Genomic DNA, 302 nt, shown 5'->3' with positions numbered 1-302 from the left:
CGTCTCGGAGATCGACCGCATCCAGATCGACCGTGGCCTCGCCTTCATCGGCGACATTGACGTGCGGATCAAGCAGTCGGAAGCAACGATCCGGGCGATGACCAAGGCCAATGCCAACGTCAAGCTGCTGAAGACGATCCCCGGCATCGGCGAGTTCTTCGCAAGGCTGATCGACGCGGAGATCGACGACATAGCGCGGTTCCGCAGCCCGAAGAAGCTTGCCGCCTATGCCGGGCTGGTGCCGTCGACCTATTCGAGCGGCGGCAAGACCTTCCACGGCAAGATCATCAAGCAGGGCAACA

The 302-nt window shown here is 61.6% G+C and carries 1 protein-coding gene; it reads left to right on the top strand.

Translation table 11 applies throughout. From position 1 onward, the window contains the following. On the top strand, positions 1-302 hold a 302-nt coding region (locus C6558_RS39420), incomplete at both ends, for a transposase (protein WP_146161038.1).

This window comes from Ensifer sp. NM-2, assembly GCF_003024455.1.
Taxonomy (GTDB): domain Bacteria; phylum Pseudomonadota; class Alphaproteobacteria; order Rhizobiales; family Rhizobiaceae; genus Ensifer; species Ensifer canadensis.
The sequence above is the reverse complement of the archived record's forward strand: the minus strand, read 5'-3'. Positions and strand labels throughout refer to the sequence as shown.